Source organism: Variovorax sp. Soil_C_26, from assembly GCF_057657075.1.
Genome location: NZ_JBDGJC010000005.1, coordinates 147,869 through 163,550, shown reverse-complemented (window position 1 = coordinate 163,550; position 15,682 = coordinate 147,869). Strand labels below are relative to the sequence as shown.

Annotated in this window: 14 protein-coding genes; 4 read left to right on the top strand and 10 right to left on the bottom strand. The window is 68.2% G+C overall.

The window, feature by feature from the left end:
• Window positions 1-11 precede the first annotated feature (11 nt).
• From AC3A6G_RS16495 to AC3A6G_RS16470, 6 genes are read right to left on the bottom strand one after another with little or no spacing between them, the layout of a single operon-like run.
• Window positions 12-1,142: an acyl-CoA dehydrogenase family protein gene (locus tag AC3A6G_RS16495; RefSeq protein ID WP_487874069.1), complete on the bottom strand. Its 1,131-nt coding sequence runs from the start codon at window positions 1,140-1,142 to the stop codon at window positions 12-14.
• A 46-nt stretch (window positions 1,143-1,188) separates the two neighbouring features.
• Window positions 1,189-2,439, bottom strand: a complete 1,251-nt coding sequence (locus tag AC3A6G_RS16490; RefSeq protein WP_487862342.1) for a glutamate carboxypeptidase — start codon at window positions 2,437-2,439, stop codon at window positions 1,189-1,191.
• A 60-nt stretch (window positions 2,440-2,499) separates the two neighbouring features.
• Window positions 2,500-3,684: an acetyl-CoA C-acyltransferase gene (locus tag AC3A6G_RS16485; protein WP_487874068.1), complete on the bottom strand. Its 1,185-nt coding sequence runs from the start codon at window positions 3,682-3,684 to the stop codon at window positions 2,500-2,502.
• Window positions 3,685-3,709: 25 nt separating this feature from the next.
• Window positions 3,710-5,530, bottom strand: coding sequence for a bifunctional isocitrate dehydrogenase kinase/phosphatase (aceK, locus tag AC3A6G_RS16480; RefSeq protein WP_487874067.1), 1,821 nt, complete (start codon window positions 5,528-5,530; stop codon window positions 3,710-3,712).
• Window positions 5,531-5,534: 4 nt separating this feature from the next.
• Entirely contained in the window at window positions 5,535-6,278 is a 744-nt protein-coding gene (can, locus tag AC3A6G_RS16475) for a carbonate dehydratase (RefSeq protein ID WP_487862339.1), read from the bottom strand.
• Between the two features lie 51 nt (window positions 6,279-6,329).
• Window positions 6,330-6,728 carry a MerR family transcriptional regulator gene (locus tag AC3A6G_RS16470; protein WP_487862338.1) on the bottom strand — a complete coding sequence of 133 codons (399 nt, stop codon included), beginning with the start codon at window positions 6,726-6,728 and terminating at the stop codon, window positions 6,330-6,332.
• A gap of 121 nt (window positions 6,729-6,849) precedes the next feature.
• Between AC3A6G_RS16470 and AC3A6G_RS16465 the strand changes: the two genes are divergently transcribed.
• The 4 genes from AC3A6G_RS16465 to AC3A6G_RS16450 all read left to right on the top strand — a co-directional run bounded on the left by AC3A6G_RS16465 (window position 6,850) and on the right by AC3A6G_RS16450 (window position 11,057).
• On the top strand, window positions 6,850-7,908 hold the full coding sequence (locus AC3A6G_RS16465; protein WP_487865606.1) for an MBL fold metallo-hydrolase: 1,059 nt from the start codon (window positions 6,850-6,852) through the stop codon (window positions 7,906-7,908).
• A 66-nt stretch (window positions 7,909-7,974) separates the two neighbouring features.
• Complete coding sequence (locus AC3A6G_RS16460; RefSeq protein WP_487874205.1) at window positions 7,975-9,288, top strand: leucine-rich repeat-containing protein kinase family protein; 1,314 nt, start codon at window positions 7,975-7,977, stop codon at window positions 9,286-9,288.
• Window positions 9,285-10,211, top strand: coding sequence for a pseudouridine synthase (locus tag AC3A6G_RS16455; RefSeq protein WP_487874066.1), 927 nt, complete (start codon window positions 9,285-9,287; stop codon window positions 10,209-10,211). The genes AC3A6G_RS16460 and AC3A6G_RS16455 overlap by 4 nt, the downstream gene beginning before the upstream one ends.
• Before the next feature lie 66 nt (window positions 10,212-10,277).
• A complete protein-coding gene (locus tag AC3A6G_RS16450; protein ID WP_487862335.1) occupies window positions 10,278-11,057 on the top strand; it encodes an SDR family oxidoreductase in 780 nt (259 codons plus the stop codon).
• 36 nt (window positions 11,058-11,093) lie between these two features.
• Here the strand turns inward: AC3A6G_RS16450 and AC3A6G_RS16445 are convergent, their stop codons facing one another.
• From AC3A6G_RS16445 to glyS, 4 genes are read right to left on the bottom strand one after another with little or no spacing between them, the layout of a single operon-like run.
• Window positions 11,094-12,080 (bottom strand): M48 family metallopeptidase, encoded by a 987-nt coding sequence (locus tag AC3A6G_RS16445; RefSeq protein WP_487874065.1) that lies wholly within the window; start codon window positions 12,078-12,080, stop codon window positions 11,094-11,096.
• 38 nt (window positions 12,081-12,118) lie between these two features.
• Complete coding sequence (locus AC3A6G_RS16440) at window positions 12,119-12,895, bottom strand: lysophospholipid acyltransferase family protein (RefSeq protein WP_487874064.1); 777 nt, start codon at window positions 12,893-12,895, stop codon at window positions 12,119-12,121.
• A complete protein-coding gene (gmhB, locus tag AC3A6G_RS16435) occupies window positions 12,895-13,473 on the bottom strand; it encodes a D-glycero-beta-D-manno-heptose 1,7-bisphosphate 7-phosphatase (protein ID WP_487862332.1) in 579 nt (192 codons plus the stop codon). The genes AC3A6G_RS16440 and gmhB overlap by 1 nt, the downstream gene beginning before the upstream one ends.
• Window positions 13,474-13,520: 47 nt before the next feature.
• A complete protein-coding gene (gene glyS, locus AC3A6G_RS16430; protein ID WP_487874063.1) occupies window positions 13,521-15,668 on the bottom strand; it encodes a glycine--tRNA ligase subunit beta in 2,148 nt (715 codons plus the stop codon).
• Window positions 15,669-15,682 lie beyond the last annotated feature (14 nt).

The following is a 15,682-nucleotide window of genomic DNA, read 5'->3' as shown; positions in this document are numbered from 1 at the left end:
GCGGCGGTCGCTCAGGCCAGTGCGCGCTGGATAAGAAGCTTCTGGATGTCCGACGTGCCTTCGTAGATCTGGCACACCCGCACGTCGCGGTAGATGCGCTCAAGCGGAAAGTCGTTCACATAGCCGTAGCCGCCGAGCGTCTGGATGGCGGCACTGCAGACGCGCTCGGCCATCTCGCTCGCGAACAGCTTGGCCATCGCGGCTTCCTTGAGGCAGGGCCTGCCGGCATCGCGCAGGCTCGCGGCATGCCAGATGAGCTGCCGCGCCGCCTCGAGCTGCGTGGCGCAGTCCGCAAGGCGGAAGCCCACGGCCTGCTGGTCGAAGATCGCGCCGCCGAAGGCCTGGCGTTCCTTCGCATAGGCGAGCGCGACCTCGAACGCGCTGCGCGCCATGCCCACGCTCTGCGCCGCGATGCCGATGCGCCCGCCCTCGAGCGCGCCAAGCGCGATCTTGTAGCCCTCGCCCTCCTGCCCGATCAGGTTCTCGGCTGGGATGCGGCAACCGTCGAAATTGATCTGCGCGGTGTCGCTGCTGTGTTGGCCGAGCTTGTCCTCGAGCCGCGCCACGTTGTAGCCCGGCGCCTCGGTCGGCACGATGAACGCGCTCATGCCGCGCTTGCCCGCGGCCTTGTCGGTGACCGCGATCACGATCGCCACCTGGCCGTTCTTGCCGCTGGTGATGAACTGTTTGACGCCGTCGATGACCCAGCCGTCGGCGTCCTTGCGCGCGATGGTGCGCAGGCTCGACGCGTCGCTGCCGGCCTGCGGCTCGGTGAGGCAGAACGCGCCGAGCATCTGTCCTTGCGCCAGCGGCTCCAGCCACTGCTTCTTCTGCTGTGCATTGCCGTAACGCAGCATGATGGCGTTGACCGGGCAGTTGGTCACGCTGATGGCGGTGCTGGTGCCGCCGTCGCCGGCGGCGATTTCCTCGAGCACGAGCGCGAGCGTCAGGTAGTCGAGGCCGGCGCCGCCGTGCTCCTCGGGCACGCAGATGCCGTAGGCGCCCAGCGCCGCGAGGCCCTGGTGCGCTTCCTTCGAAAAGATGTGCTCGCGGTCCCAGCGCGGGGCGTGGGGCCAGAGTTCGGCTTGCGAGAACGCGCGCACCGCGTCGCGGATGGCTTCCTGGTCGGCACTGAGCAGCATGGCTGTGTCTCCTGTGTTTTTTTTTCTTGGCGCGGGCCTGCAGCGGCTACTTGCCGGCGCCCAGGTCCATGATCAGCCGCGCGGCCATGTACAGGCGGCGCGGGATGGCGCTGGTGTCGACGTACTCGGCCTTGTCGCTGTGGTAGCCGAAGCCCGGCAGGCCCAGGCTTTCAATCACCGGCTTGCCCGAGAGCGCCGCATAGGCCGCATCGGTGCCGCCGCCGGTGCGTTCGGCAATGTCGAGCGTGCCGCCCGCCTCCTTGTAGAAGGCGATGGCCTTGTCGACCAGTTTGCGGCCGCCTTCGCCGGCATTGAAGGCCGGACGGCCGCGCGTGATGAGCACCTTGACGTCCGCTTCGGGCAGTTTCTTCTGCTGCGCACGCTCCTGGAGCGTCTTCATCGCGGCGTCGAAGTCCTCGTTGCGCGCGTAGCGCACGTCGGCATTCAGCGTGGCGCTTGCCGGGATGATGTTCGACACGTTGCCGGCCTTGGCGATGGTCCAGTTGAAGCGCAGGTTCTTCGACTTGTCGTCGATGTCCATCGTGCGCAGCACGAGATCGGAGGCCTCGACCAGCGCGTTCACGCCGAGCTCGGGCGCCGCGCCCGCATGCGAGGCTTTGCCGGTGATGTTGACCTGCACGTAGGCGATGCCCGAGGTGCCGAGGGAGAGCTTCTCGTCACCGGCGCTCGTGGGTTCGAACGACAGCACGTAGTCGGCCTGCTTCGCTTCTTCCTGGATCAGGTCGCGCGAACCGAAGGAGCCCTTTTCCTCGTCGGTGTTGAACAGCACGGTAATGGTGCCGAAGTCGCGCACGCCGTAGTCCTTGATCAGCAGCTTGAGCGTGTGCAGGATCACGGCGTTGCCGCCCTTGTCGTCGGCGATGCCGGGACCGTAGGCCTTGTCGCCCTCGATCTTGAACGGGGCCTTCGCGAGCGTGCCCTTCGGATAGACCGTGTCCATGTGCGACATCAGCAACAGGTTCTTGCCGCCGCGCCCCTTGAGCTTGCCGACGATGTTGTCGCCCACGACGAGCCCCGCCGACTTGTGCCGTGTGACCGTGAAGCCGAGGTTCTTGAGTTCGCCCTCGAGGTACTGGCCGGCGGCCGCGAGGCCTTCGGCATCGCCGGTGCCGGTCTCGAGGTTGACGAGTTTTTCCAGCGTCTTGATCAGCGCGGGCTGCTCGTCGGTGGCGGCCTGAAACAGCACGTTGTCGCGCTTCTGGGCCCAGGCGGCGCTCGCCACGAAGGCGGTGGCCAGCACGACGGCCATGGCGGTACGGTGAAAGGAAGGGCGCATGAAGACTCCTGCTCTACGCATTGTTGGATGTTGGTCTGGGGGCGCCCGGGGGGCGTCCGCTCATAGCAATTCGAGTGCCACCGCCGTGCCTTCGCCTCCGCCGATGCACAGCGTCGCCACGCCGCGCTTCTTGCCGCGCGCCTTGAGCGCATGCAGCAGCGTGACCATGATGCGTGCGCCGCTCGCGCCGATCGGGTGGCCGAGCGCGCAGGCGCCGCCATGCACATTGACGATCTCGTGCGAAACGTCGAGTTCGTGCATCAGCGCCATCGGCACCACCGCGAAGGCCTCGTTGACTTCCCACAGGTCGACGTCGCGCACGCTCCAGCCGGTCTTCTTGAACAGCTTGGCGACAGCGCCGACCGGTGCGGTCGAGAACCACTCGGGCTGCTGCGCATGCGTCGCATGGCCCATGATGCGGGCGATCGGCGTTGCGCCGATCTTCCTGGCGTGCGATTCGGTCATCATGACCAGCGCCGCGGCGCCGTCGTTGATCGACGAGCTCGAGGCGGCGGTGATGGTGCCGTTCTCTTTCTTGAACGCGGGCTTGAGCGTGGAGATCTTGTCGAGCTTGACCTTGCCCGGGCCCTCGTCGATCGAGACCACGGTATCGCCGCCGCGGCCCTTCACGGTGACGGGCACGATCTCGTCCTTGAACGCGCCGGATTCGGTGGCGGCCTTGGCCCGCTGCACGCTGGCGATCGCGAAGGCGTCCTGCTGCTCGCGCGTGAACTTGTACTTGGCCGCGCAGTCTTCGCCGAAGGTGCCCATGGAACGGCCCGGCTGATAGGCGTCCTCGAGGCCGTCGAGCATCATGTGGTCGAAGATGCGGTCGTGGCCCATGCGGTAGCCGCCGCGGCCCTTGAGCATGAGATACGGCGCGTTGGTCATGCTTTCCATGCCGCCCGCCACCATCACCTCGTGGGTGCCCGCAAGCAGCAGGTCGTGCGCGAGCATGGCCGCCTTCATGGCCGAGCCGCACATCTTGCTGAGCGTGACCGCGCCGGCGCTGTCGGGCAGGCCGCCCTTGTAGGCCGCCTGGCGCGCCGGCGCCTGGCCCTGGCCCGCCATCAGGCAGTTGCCGAACAGCACTTCGCCGACGCTGTCGGGCGCAATGCCGGCGCGCTCCACGGCGGCCTTGATGGCAGCGCCGCCGAGGTCGTGCGCCGCGAGCGACGCGAAGTCGCCCTGGAAGCTGCCCATGGGAGTGCGTGCAGCACCGACGATGACGATGGATTCGGACATTTCAGATCTCCTTGTGGATGGATGTTCAGAAGTGGGTCGCATGCCCCTCGTGCGGGAAACGCTGCGATTCCTCGTACGGGAAGACGTCGAGCATCTGCCCGGCCTCGATGCGCTGCTTGTGGTGCTGCCAGAAGGCGGCGTCGAGCAGGTCGGCATGGTGCGCCATGAAGGCCTCGCGCACGGCGTCGTTGCCGAGCAGGAACGGGCCGAAGGTCTCGGGGAACACGTCCTTCGGGCCCACCGAATACCAGACCTCGCCGCTCATCTCGTCCTCCTCGTTGCGCGGCGCGGGCACCTTGCGGAATTTGCAGTCGGTGATGTATTCGATCTCGTCGTAGTCGTAGAAGACGACCTTGCCGCCACGCGTGACGCCGAAGTTCTTCCACAGCATGTCACCGGGAAAGATGTTGGCGGCGACCATGTCCTTGATGGCATTGCCGTACTCGACGACCGCATGCTCGAGCTGCTCCCTGGCGCGCCGTGCGTGCGCCGGGGTTTCGGGGTCGGCCAGCGTGTCGAAGGCCTCCTGCAGGTAGATGTTGAGCGGGATCATGCGGCGCTCGATGTAGACGTGCTTGAGCACCAGCTCCATCTCCCCGTTGCCGTCGCGGTCGGCGATCTCGAGCTGGCTGGGTGCGAATTTCTTGATCTCCTCGATGAGTTCGGGCTCGAATCGGTCGAGCGGAAAGCCCACGTCGCTGTATTCGAGCGTGTCGGCCATGCGCCCGACGCGGTCGTGCTGCTTCACGAGCAGGTACTTGCCCTTGATCTGCTCGCGCGTGGTGTCCTTCTGCGGCGGATAGAAGTCTTTGATGACCTTGAACACGAACGGGAAGGAAGGCAGGTCGAACACCAGCATGACCATGCCCTTGATGCCGGGCGCGATGCGGAAGCGGTCGCTCGAATAGTTCAGGTGCGAAAGAAAGTCGCGGTAGAAGAGCGTCTTGCCCTGCTTAGCGAGGCCGAGTGCGTTGTAGATCTCGGCGCGCGGCTTGCGCGGCATCAGCGAACGCAGGAACTGCACGCAGGCCGAGGGCACTTCCATGTCGACCATGAAGTACGCGCGCGCAAAGCTGAAGAGCATCTGCAGGTCGTCTTCGCCGAACAGCACCGCGTCCACGTAGAAATGGTCTCGGCTGTCGTGCAGGATCGGCAGCGAGAACGGCAGCTCGGTGAAGCCGTTCATGATCTTGCCAACCACGTAGGCACCCTTGTTGCGGTAGAACAGGCCCGAGAGCACCTGCAGCTGAAAGTTGGCGCGCAGCTTCACCTGGTCGAAGCGCCCCATCATGGCATTGGCCACGCGCTCGGCGTCGCGCCGCTTGTCGGCGAAGCTGCCCTGCAGCGCATAGTCGTCGATCATCTGTTCGATGGTGCCGGCCAGCGCCTCGTCGCTCGGGTAGTAGGGCCGGTATGTGGGCGCACCGCGCGGCTCGATGTATTCGGTGCTGATCGCCGGGCGCACGAAGATGAAATCGTTCTGGAAGTAGGCGCGGTGCAGGATCTTCGTTGTCACCGAGTTGAAGAAGCTCTCGGCCAGCTCGGGCTGGTGGTGGTCCACAAGCAGGCCGATGAAGTGCAGCTTGACCTGGTGCCACACCTCCATGGGCTGCTCGCCGGCCTTGAACTCCTTCTCGAGGCGGGCCACCGCCTCGTTCACCCGCAGGTCGTAGAACTCGATGCGCTCGCGCTGCGCGCGCTGCTGGCCATGCCAATCGGCTGTTTCGAACCGGTGCTTGGCGCGCGCCGACTCGGCGCGAAACAGCGTGTAGTGGCGGTTGAAGCCGTCGATCATCGCCTTGGCGATATCGTAGGCCAGCGGGGAATCGAGACGCTGCGGGAACATGCGTTCAGCCGGCGCTTGTGGGTGTCGCGTTCTGGCCGGCTTCGTCGGCGGCCGCCACGGCGGCACGCGGCAGCGGCGTGGCTTCGGACGGCGTGCTCCACTTGAAGCGGATGCGCTGCACCGCGGCCTTGTACACCGCGTCGAGCGGCTTGGCGCCGTCCACGCTCAGGCCCAGGTCCTGCAGCAGGCCGTCGTGCACGCCGAAGGTCCAGCCATGGATCGTGACCTGCTGGTCGCGGCTCCAGGCGTCGACCATGACCGTGCTCACCGCCACGTTGACCACCTGCTCGGCCACGTTGAGTTCGCACAGCGCATCGGCGCGCACGTCCTCGGGCAGGCTGTCGAGCATCACGTTGTGCCGGTCGCGCACGTCCTGAATGTGGCGGATCCAGTTGTCGGCCAGGCCGATGCGCTTGCCGCTGAGAGCGGCCGCCACGCCGGCGCAGCCGTAGTGGCCCACCACCATGATGTGCTTGACCTTCAGGTGCTCCACGGCGAACTGGATCGCCGACAGCGCATTGAGGTCGGAGTGCACCACGATGTTCGCGACGTTGCGGTGCACGAACACCTCGCCGGGCTCGAGGCCGGTGATCTGGTTGGCGGGCACGCGGCTGTCGGAGCAGCCGATCCACATGTAGCGCGGCGTCTGCTGCTTCACCAGGCCGGTGAAGAAGCCGGGCCGGTCGCGTTCCATCTGTGCGGACCAGGCACGGTTGTGGGCGAAGAGGTCGTCGAGTGTTTCGGTCATGGCGGTGATTGTCGATGAGTCGTGGTTCGGTCGAAGGTCGATGCCGGCATCTCAGGCCGGCCTGGCGGCTTTCTGCGCGCGGGCCAGCGCCGCGCGGCCTTTTTTCTCCTGCTCGCGCACTTCGGCCAGATTGGCCTGCAGCTCGACGAGCTGCGCCTCGAGCTGCGCGCGGTGCGCGCCGAGCACGCCAAGGAACTTCTGCAGCTGCGCCACGGTGTCGCGCGGGCTGTCGTACATGTCGAGGATGTCCTTGGCCTCGGTCAGGCTCAGGCCGAGGCGCTTCGCGCGCAGCGTGAGCGTGAGCCGCGCCCGGTCGCGCGCGCTGTAGATGCGCTGCATGCCCGAGCGCTCCGGCGTGAGCAGCCCCATGTCCTCGTAGAAGCGGATGGCGCGCGTCGTGAGGTCGAACTCCTTCGCGAGCTGGCTGATGGTGAAGGTCTGCGCGGACATGTGGCGAAAGGTAAGGGCGGAATACGTCCGGAAGGGCGTTGCGGTGGCGACAGCAGGTTTGTGCCGCCGTCCCTACAATGGTGCCCTCAACCTATGACGTTTACGTAAACGTCAATCTTACATGAACCTCCTCGAACGCGAACTCCACTACCCCCTGGGCGACACCCTGCCCGTCCCCGGCGAAGCATTGGAAGTCGCACCGGGCGTGCGATGGATCCGCATGCGGCTGCCCTTCGCGCTCGACCACATCAACCTCTGGCTGCTGCGCGACAGCATCGGCGGCGTCGAGGGCTGGACGGTGGTCGACTGCTGCATCGCGCACGACGAATCCCGCGCCCAATGGGAACAAGTCTTCGAGACCCAGTTGCAGGGCCTGCCGATCCTGCGCGTGATCGTCACCCACATGCATCCGGACCACATCGGCCTGGCCGAATGGCTCTGCACGCGCTGGAACGCGCCGTTGTGGATCAGTTCGACCGACTACCACGTGGCACGTGTGCTCACCACCAGCGGCGACACGCTCGCGGGCGGCGAGGCGGCGGCGCGCTTCTTCGCCTCGCACGGCCTCAGCGACCCGGAGGCGATGGCCAAGATCCGCGCGCGCACCAGCTACTACGCGAACATGGTGCCTGCGGTGCCCGACTGCTTCGTGCGCATGATGGACGGCGACACCGTCATGATCGACGGCCATGCATGGCGCTGTATCAGCGGCTACGGCCACGCGCCCGAGCACATTGCGCTCTACTGCGACGAACTGAAGCTGCTGCTCGGCGGCGACATGATGCTGCCGCGCATCTCGACCAACGTGAGCGTGCACGCCAGCGAACCCGATGCCAACTCGCTGCGGCTGTTTTTGGACAGCATCGACAAGTTCAAGGCGCTGCCGGCCGACACGCTCGGCCTGCCGTCGCACGGCAAGCCCTTCACGGGCATCCACCGCCGCGTCGACCAACTGCAGGAACACCACCGCGACCGCCTGGCCGAGCTGCTCGAGGCCTGCATCGCAGGGCCGCTGACGGCCGCCGAGGGCCTGCCGATCCTGTTCAAGCGCGCGCTCGACCTGCACCAGATGACCTTCGCGATGGGCGAGACGGTCGCGCACCTGCACCTGCTGTGGTTCGCAGGCCAGGTGCGCCGCGAGCTGGGCGAGGACGGCGTCTACCGCTTCAGGGCGGCCTGACGAAGCAGAAGAAGCCGCCGCCGTGCGCGCCGCAGCCGGGGCCGCATAGACTTGGCGGCCATGAACATGCCGCACACGCTCGCCGCGCTGCGCGCCGGCCGGCTGGCGGGCACGCGGCGGCTCGATCTCTCGTGCGGGCTGACCGAGTTTCCGCGCGAGATCTTCGCGCTCGCCGATTCGCTCGAAATACTGAACCTGTCGGGCAATGCGCTCGAGGCACTGCCTGACGACCTGAGCCGGCTGCACCGGCTGCGCGTGCTGTTCTGCTCCGACAACCGCTTCACCGAACTGCCCGCCTCGCTCGGGCAATGCCGCTCGCTCGAGATGGTCGGCTTCAAGGCCAACCGCATCCGCAGCGTGCCCGCGGCGGCGCTCGAACTGCCGCTGCTGCGCTGGCTGATCCTCACCGACAACCAGATCGATTCGCTGCCTGATGCGCTCGGGCGCTGCGCACGGTTGCAGAAGCTCATGCTCGCGGGCAACCGCCTGCAGGCGCTGCCGGCATCGCTCGCGGCCTGCGGGCAGCTCGAGCTGCTGCGCATTGCGGCCAACCGCTTCGAGCAGTTGCCCGCCTGGCTGGCATCGATGCCCCGGCTCGCATGGCTCGCGGCGGCCGGCAATCCCTTCGATGCCGCCGCGGAAGACGCGGCCATCGCCGCGCCTTCGGTGCCGAGCGTGCCGTGGCACGAGCTGGCGCTCGGCAAGAAGATCGGCCAGGGCGCCTCGGGCGTGATCCATGAAGCCGTGCTGCGCGGCGTGCAGCCGGTGGCGGTCAAGCTGTTCAAGGGGGCGGTCACGAGCGACGGCTGGCCGCACAGCGAGATGGCGGCCAGCGTCGCGGCGGGCGAGCATCCCACGCTGGTCGCGGCGCAGGGCCGCATCGGCGGGCATCCCAAAGGGTGCGACGGCCTGGTGATGGCGCTCGTCGATCCGGCGTTCGCCACGCTCGCGAGCCCGCCGAGCTTCGACTCGTGCACCCGCGACGTGTACGCCGAGGACGCGCGCTGGCCTTCGGCGGTGGCGCTCCGCATCGCACGCGACATCGCCTCGGCGATGCGGCACCTGCATGCGCGCGGCATCGTCCACGGCGACGTCTACGCGCACAACATCCTGTGGCGGCCGGAGGGCGGCGCGCGGCTCGGCGATTTTGGCGCTGCCTGGATGCCCGGCACGCTCGGTGCGGTCCAGGCACGTGCCTTCCAGGCCGCCGAGATGCGCGCCTTCGGCTGCCTGCTCGAAGAGCTGCTGGCACGCTGCACCGATGCGCCCGCGCCCGCCGTGGCCGCGCTCGCGGCGCGCTGCCTGCAGCCCGATGCGGCCGCACGCCCGACGTTCGACGAGGCGCTGCCGCTCATCGAGCGCGCGCTGTCCTCACCATGACGCGCCGCCCGCCACCGCAACTGCCGCTGCCCACGCGCGACGGCGTCGGCCCGAGCTGCGTCGGCCTGCCGCAAGGCCCGTGGCCGACCATCGCCGAGTTCCTGGTCGAGCGATTCACCGCGATCACGCGCGAGGCCTGGCTCGAACGCATGGCCGCCAACGACGTGGTCGACGAGTACGGCGAGCCCGTGACCGCGTCGCGCCGCTACGAGGCGCCGCTCAGGGTCTATTACTACCGCACGCTCGACGACGAGGCGCGCATCCCGTTCGAGGAGCAAATCGTCTACCGCGATGCCGACCTGCTGGTGGTCGACAAGCCGCCCTTCGTGCCCGTCATTCCCACCGGCAAGTACCTGCACGAGAGCCTGCTGGTGCGGCTGAAGCGCAAGCTCGGCATCGACGACCTGGTGCCGATGCACCGCATCGATCGCGGCACGGCCGGGCTGGTGCTGTTCTCGGTGCGCCGCGAAACGCGCGGCGCCTACCAGGAGCTGTTCCCGGAGCGCCGCATCGACAAGCACTATGAGGCGGTCGTCCCCTGGCAGCCCGGGGTGTCGGCGGCGCCGGCCATCTACCGCAGCCGGCTCGTCGACGACGAAGCGCACTTCATGCGCGTCAGGGAGGAACAAGGCGGCGAGCCCAATTCCGAGACGCACATCGAGGTCGCGCAGCAGGCGGGAGGCCACGCGCTGCTCCGGCTCTCGCCGGTCACAGGGCGGCGCCACCAGTTGCGCGTGCACTGCATGGCGCTCGGCATGCCGATCGTCAACGACCCGATCTACCCCACGCTGCTGCCGCAGGGTGCCGACGATTTCGACCGACCGCTGCAGCTGCTCGCCAAGTCGGTGGCGTTCGAAGACCCGCTGAGCGGCGAAGCGCGCACTTTCACCAGCCCCCGAAGCCTGGCGCTGCCGCCAAGGTGACGGCGCGCGGGCGCGCGGCGCACTAAGCTTCCCTCCGGCATCTTTCAAGACTCCGGAGACACCTACATGGACACCACCCGACTCTTCTCGCTCGAGGGCCGCAGCGCCCTCATCACCGGCGGCTCGCGCGGCATCGGCCGCATGATCGCCGAAGGCTTCCTGGCCCAGGGCGCGCGCGTGTACATCTCGGCGCGCAAGGCCGATGCCTGCGACGCCGCCGCCAAGGAGCTCTCGGCCTTCGGCCACTGCGTGTCGCTGCCGGCCGACGTGTCGACGCAGGAGGGCATGAAGGCGCTGGTCGAGGCCTATGCCGGCCACGAAAAGACGCTCGACATCCTCGTCAACAACGCCGGCGCCGCCTGGGGCGCGCCCTACGACGAATTTCCAGAGAGCGGCTGGGACAAGGTGGTCGACCTCAACATGAAGACGCCCTTCTTCCTCACGCAGATGCTCACGCCGATGCTGCGCGCCGGCGCCACCGACCACCTGGCGAAGGTGATCAACATTGCCTCGATCGACGGGATCGCGGTCAATCCGCTCGAAACCTATTCCTACGCGGCCAGCAAGGCCGGCGTGATCCAGCTGACGCGCCGCATGGCCACGCGGCTCGCGCGCGACCGCATCGTGGTGAGCGCCATCGCACCGGGCGCGTTCGCCTCCAGCATGAACAAGGATGCACGCGACAACGCCGAAGAGGTGGGCAAGCGCATTCCCGCCGGCCGCATCGGCACCCCCGAGGACATGGCCGGCGCGGCCATCTTCCTGGCCTCGCGCGCGGGCGACTACGTGCTGGGCTCGACGCTGGTGCTCGACGGTGGCGTGATCCACACGCGCGGAACCGACTAGGCACAACGGGCTGCCCCGCAGCGCCGCGTCGCGGGATCAACGCCAGCGGGGAACGGCTTCGTCCTTGAGCTGCGCGCGCAGAACACCGTAGTCCGGCACCACGCTCTCCACCGTTTCCCAGAAGCGGTGCGAGTGGTCCATCACGCGCAGGTGGGCGAGCTCGTGCGCCACCACATAGTCGATCACCGACAGGCGGAAATGGATCAGCCGCCAGTTGAGCCGGATCGAACCGTCGGCACTCGCGCTGCCCCAGCGCGTGGCGGCGTTCGAGAGCGACAGCTTCTGCCACTGCACGCCGAGCCGCGGCGCAAAGTGGTCGAGGCGCTCGATGAAGAGGCGTCGCGCGCTGCGCATGAGCCAGGCCTGGGCGGCATCGCGGATCTGCGACGGCGCTGCGTTCTGCGCCACCGCAAGGCGCAGGACGCGCGCTCCCGTGCCCTCGGCGCCGGCCTCGTCGAGCGTGCCGCCGACGCTCGAGAAGCCGTGCTTCGGGTCGAGCCGGATCACGACCGGCTCGCCCATGAACGGAAATTCGGCGCCGTCCTTCCACTCGATGCGCGTGGCCTCGACGCGCGCCTGGCGCTGCTGCGTCTCGCGCAGCTTGCGCAGGATCCAGTCGGCTTTCTCCTGCACGGCGGCATCGACGTCGCGCAGCGTCACCCAGCGCGGGGCGCGCACCGACAGTCCCTCGGCACCGACGAGAAAACCGATGGTCTTGCGCTTGCCGCGTTTGAACTCGTAGCCCACGCGCGCCGAGCCCAGGACCACTTCGCGCGTGGCCTGCGGATGGACGAAGCTCGCGAGCGCCAACGTGTCGCGCAGCGGAATCGCGGGCACTGCGGGCGCGGCGCCGGCATGCGGCGCAGCCTCGTCGGTCGCGGAAGGCGCGGGCGCAGGCGACACGGCCGGCGGCGCTTTCTTCTTGCGCGGCGTGCGCGGACGGTGCTCGGGCGGTGCAGGCGCGGCGAACTCGCTGCCGAGCTTCTCGAACAGGTCCATGGTGAACTGCAGCAGTGCCTGCATCGTCCGGCTCTTTCCTGCCTGCGCCGCCTGCGCTCTCTTCAGCGCCCGTGCGCCTGCTGCGCCTCGACGGGCGGGCTGCTGTCGCGATAGGCCTCGGGATCGAGCCGGTGCATCTCGGCTTCGATCCAGGCCTCGACCTCGCGCATCAGTTCGTCGGGCTTGCGTCCGACGCTGGAAATGGCCGGGCCGATCGACACGTCCACCACGCCGGGGCGTTTTATGAAGGCCTTGCGCGGCCAGACCTTGGCCGAGGTGACCGCGATCGGAATGACCGGCACGCCTGTTTCGCAGGCGAGCCGGGTGCCGCCATTCTTGTAGGTGCCTTTTTGCCCGCGCGGAATGCGCGTGCCCTCGGGGAACATGATGATCCAGATGCCCTGCGCGAGCAGCTTGCGGCCCTGGTTCACCACCTTGTTGAAGGCCTGGGCGCGCTGACTGCGATCGATGTGGATCATGTCGAGCCGGGCCATCGCCCAGCCGAAGAAGGGCACGTAGATCAGCTCCTTCTTGAACACGTAGGCCAGCGGGTGCGGCATCAGCGTGGGCATGAGGAAGGTCTCGAAGGTGGACTGGTGCTTGACCAGCAGGATCGCGCCTGCGAGCTGGTCGGTGGGCAGGTTCTCCATGCCGCTCACGCGGGTGCGGATGCCCAGCAGCACGCGCGCACCGTCGATTGCCCAGCCGAGCCAGCGCGCGGCCATCCAGTAGAGCGGGATGCCGCGCTTCCAGAGCGAGCTGACGCACATGATGATGCCCCAGGGCACCACGGTGACGAGCATCCAGAGGGCATGGAACACGGAACGGAGAAAAGCCATCAGACAGCCACCTGCAGTGCGGCCTGCGCTTCGCGCGCAAGCAGAAAGTCGACAAAGGCGGCCAGGTCGTTGTGGACCATGGTGTTCGCCGGGTATTCGGAAGGCAGCGGATCGACGCCGCGGCAGGCGGCGCCCATGCCGGTGAGCAGCAGGTGCGGTTCGCATCCGGCCGCAGCGCCGGCCTGCAGGTCGCGCAGGCTGTCGCCCGCGGTCGGCACGCCCTTGAGATCGAAGCCGAAGCGGTCGGCGATCTGGCGGAACAGCCCGGGCGCCGGCTTGCGGCAGGCGCAGCCCTCGTCGGGGCTGTGCGGGCAATAGAAGACCGCCTCGACCCGCCCGCCCACGGCCGCGAGCATCTTGTGCATCTTGGCGTGCATGGCATTGAGCGAGGCCATGTCGAACAGGCCGCGCCCGAGCCCCGACTGGTTGGATGCGATCACCACGTGCCATCCCGCATGGTTGAGCCGGGCCACGGCTTCGAGCGCGCCGGGCAGCGGCGTCCACTCGACGTCGCTCTTCACGAAGTCTTCACGGTGCACGTTGATCGTGCCGTTGCGGTCGAGGATGACGAGTTTCATGGGGTTGTCCCTTCAGACTCCTGGTGACGCCGCGCGAACGCCAAACCTCAAGCCGCCAGCCGCTCGAGCTGCGCCACGCGGTTCATCGCCACGTGCAGCGACATCAGCAGGCCGAGCCGGTTGAGCCGCAGGTCGGCCTGCTCGGCGTTGACCATCACGCCGTCGAAGAAGGCATCGACCGGCTCGCGAAGGGCTGCCAGGGTCTGCAGCGATCCGGTGTAGTCGCCAGCGTCGAACTGCGCATTGGCGGCCGGCACGACCTCGGCCATGGCGGCGTGCAGCGCCCGCTCGGCGGGTTCCTGCAGCAGCAGTTCGCTCACGTGCGCATCGGCCTCGGGCGCCTTCTTGAGAATGTTGCCGATGCGCTTGTTGGCGGCGGCCAGCGCGGCGGCGGCCGGCAGCGCGGCAAAGGCGCGCACGGCCGCGAGCAGGCGCGGCACTTCGCCCAGGCGCTGCGGGCGGGGCGCGAGCACGGCGTCGACCTCCTGCGCGCTGGCGCCCTGTTCGCGCAGGCTGCCGGCGAGCCGGTCGAGCACGAAGTCCTGCAGCTCGGCGGTGGCGCGCTGGCGCTCGAAGCCCTCGATGCCGTCGAACTGCGCAGCGGCCTCGGCCAGCAGCACGTCGAGGTCGAGCGGCAGGTTCTTCTCGATCAGCATGCGGATCACGCCGAGCGCATGGCGGCGCAGCGCGAACGGGTCGCGGTCGCCGGTGGGCAGGTTGCCGATGCCGAACATGCCGACCAGGGTCTCGAGCTTGTCGGCCAGTGCGACCACGAGGCCGACGGGATTGCGCGGCAGCTCGTCGCCCGCGAAACGCGGCTTGTAGTGGTCTTCGATGGCGTCGGCCACCGCGGCATCGAGGCCGTCGTGCAGCGCGTAGTAGCGGCCCATGATGCCCTGCAGCTCGGGAAACTCGCCGACCATGTCGGTCACGAGATCGGCCTTGGCGAGCTGCGCGGCCTGGGTGGCGTGGGCCGCGAGCGTGGCGTCGCCGAGCTTTCCGGCCAGCGCCTGGGCGATGCCGCGTGCAATGCGCATGACGCGCTCGACGCGCTCGCCCTGGGTGCCGAGCTTGTTGTGGTAGACCACCTTGGCCAGCGATTCCACGCGCGAAGCCAGCGACTTCTTGCGGTCCTGGTCGAAGAAGAACTTCGCGTCGGCCAGCCGCGGCCGCACCACGCGCTCGTTGCCGCCGACGACCGCGCTGGCGTCGTCGGGGCTGATGTTGCTGACGACCAGGAACTGGTGGGTGAGCCGGTTCTGCGCGTCGAGCAGCGGAAAGTACTTCTGGTTGGCCTTCATCGTGAGGATGAGGCATTCCTGCGGCACTTCCAGGAATTCGCGCTCGAAGCTGCAGACCAGGACGTTGGGGCGCTCGACCAGCGCGGTCACTTCGTCGAGCAGCGCGTCGTCGTGAATCGGCACGGTGCCGCCGCCCACGCGCACCGCCGCGGCCGCGAGCTGGCGCGCGATCTCGGCGCGGCGCGTCTCGAAGCCCGCGATGACGGCGCCTTCTTCCTGCAACTGCAGCGCATAGTTGCTGGCATCGCGCAGCACCACCGGGTCGACAGCCGCCTCGAAGCGGTGCCCGCGGGTCTCGCGGCCGGCCTTCAGGCCGAGCGCCTCGACTGGCACGATGGCGTCGCCATGCAGCGCCACGAGGCCGTGCGCGGGCCGCACGAAGCTCACGCTGCTCCAGCCCGGCAGTTCGCATCCGCTTTCGAGCTGGTAGCTCATGACCTTGGGGATCGGCAGCTTGGCGATGGCTTCGGCCAGCGCCTTCTGCAGGCCTTCGGCGAGCGTCGCGCCCTTGGCGGTGCTTTCGTAGAACAGGGCCTCGGCCTTGCCGTCCATCGCGCGCTTCAGGCCCGCAACGGCCGACGCATCGGCACCGAGCGCGCCCAGGCGCTTCAGCAGCGCGGGCGTCGGCTGGCCCGAGGCATCGAGCCCCACCGACACCGGCATGAGCTTCTGCGACACGGCCCGGTCGGCGGCCCGATCGGCCACGAGCGTGAGGTGCGCCGCCAGGCGGCGCGGCGAGGCATAGGCGGTGAGCACCGAGCCGGCTTCGGCCAGGCCTTGCGCCAGCAGCTGGTCGCGCAGCACGCCGGCAAAGGCCTCGCCGAGCTTCTTCAACGCCTTGGGCGGCAGTTCTTCGACGAACAGTTCAACCAGCAGGGAATTCTTGTTGTTCATGGGGATGGTCATCG

Coding starts and splice junctions, on each gene's coding strand:
- AC3A6G_RS16495 (WP_487874069.1), bottom strand. CDS start 1,142: ATGCTGCTCAGTGCCGACCAGGAAGCCATCCGCGACGCGGTGCGCGCG.
- AC3A6G_RS16490 (WP_487862342.1), bottom strand. CDS start 2,439: ATGCGCCCTTCCTTTCACCGTACCGCCATGGCCGTCGTGCTGGCCACC.
- AC3A6G_RS16485 (WP_487874068.1), bottom strand. CDS start 3,684: ATGTCCGAATCCATCGTCATCGTCGGTGCTGCACGCACTCCCATGGGC.
- aceK (WP_487874067.1), bottom strand. CDS start 5,530: ATGTTCCCGCAGCGTCTCGATTCCCCGCTGGCCTACGATATCGCCAAG.
- can (WP_487862339.1), bottom strand. CDS start 6,278: ATGACCGAAACACTCGACGACCTCTTCGCCCACAACCGTGCCTGGTCC.
- AC3A6G_RS16470 (WP_487862338.1), bottom strand. CDS start 6,728: ATGTCCGCGCAGACCTTCACCATCAGCCAGCTCGCGAAGGAGTTCGAC.
- AC3A6G_RS16465 (WP_487865606.1), top strand. CDS start 6,850: ATGAACCTCCTCGAACGCGAACTCCACTACCCCCTGGGCGACACCCTG.
- AC3A6G_RS16460 (WP_487874205.1), top strand. CDS start 7,975: ATGCCGCACACGCTCGCCGCGCTGCGCGCCGGCCGGCTGGCGGGCACG.
- AC3A6G_RS16455 (WP_487874066.1), top strand. CDS start 9,285: ATGACGCGCCGCCCGCCACCGCAACTGCCGCTGCCCACGCGCGACGGC.
- AC3A6G_RS16450 (WP_487862335.1), top strand. CDS start 10,278: ATGGACACCACCCGACTCTTCTCGCTCGAGGGCCGCAGCGCCCTCATC.
- AC3A6G_RS16445 (WP_487874065.1), bottom strand. CDS start 12,080: ATGCAGGCACTGCTGCAGTTCACCATGGACCTGTTCGAGAAGCTCGGC.
- AC3A6G_RS16440 (WP_487874064.1), bottom strand. CDS start 12,895: ATGGCTTTTCTCCGTTCCGTGTTCCATGCCCTCTGGATGCTCGTCACC.
- gmhB (WP_487862332.1), bottom strand. CDS start 13,473: ATGAAACTCGTCATCCTCGACCGCAACGGCACGATCAACGTGCACCGT.
- glyS (WP_487874063.1), bottom strand. CDS start 15,668: ATGAACAACAAGAATTCCCTGCTGGTTGAACTGTTCGTCGAAGAACTG.